This window comes from Frateuria sp. Soil773, from assembly GCF_001428405.1.
In the GTDB taxonomy this organism is placed as follows: Bacteria; Pseudomonadota; Gammaproteobacteria; order Xanthomonadales; family Rhodanobacteraceae; genus LMSL01.
The window spans coordinates 7807-8595 of sequence record NZ_LMSL01000023.1 but is presented as its reverse complement, the minus strand read 5'-3'; the positions used below and the strand labels follow the sequence as shown (position 1 = coordinate 8595).

General features: G+C 76.4%; 1 pseudogene. It reads left to right on the top strand.

What is annotated here, in order from left to right:
• Nucleotide 1: 1 nt before the first annotated feature.
• Nucleotides 2-394: pseudogene (locus ASG87_RS20875) on the top strand (contractile injection system protein, VgrG/Pvc8 family); the annotation flags it as partial.
• Nucleotides 395-789: the final 395 nt, after the last annotated feature.

Genomic DNA, 789 nt, shown 5'->3' with positions numbered 1-789 from the left:
CCTGCTCGGCCGGCGCGGCGCGCTGCGCACCACGCTGGCCGACGGCACGCGCACGCTGCGCTCAGGCCTGGTGCGCGAGGCGCGCCAGGTGGGTGCCGACGGCGGCCTGGCGCGCTACCGGCTGGTGCTGGCGCCGTGGCTGTGGCTGCTCAGCCAGGGCCGGCACAGCCGGGTCTTCCAGGACCGCTGCGTGCTGGACATCGTCGAGGCGGTGTTCGGCGCCTACGCCCCGCACGCCGCCTGGAAGGTGACGCCGGACGCGCGCGCGCAGGTCGGCGCGGCCCGCCCGCGCAGCTACACCGTTCAGTACCGCGAGACCGACCTGGCCTTCGTCGAGCGCCTGCTGGCCGAAGACGGGCTGGGCTACGCCTTCGAGGAAGACCCCTCGGCCCCCNCCTGCTCGGCCGGCGCGGCGCGCTGCGCACCACGCTGGCCGACGGCACGCGCACGCTGCGCTCGGGCCTGGTGCGCGAGGCGCGCCAGATGGGTGCCGACGGCGGCCTGGCGCGCTACCGACTGGTGCTGGCGCCGTGGCTGTGGCTGCTCGGCCAGGGCCGGCACAGCCGGGTCTTCCAGGACCGCTGCGTGCTGGACATCGTCGAGGCGGTGTTCGGCGCCTACGCCCCGCGCGCCGCCTGGAAGGTGACGCCGGACGCGCGCGCCCAGGTCGGCACGGCCCGCTCGCGCAGCTACACCGTGCAGTACCGCGAGACCGACCTGGCCTTCGTCGAGCGCCTGCTGGCCGAAGACGGGCTGGGCTACGCCTTCGAGGAAGACCCCTCGGCCCCG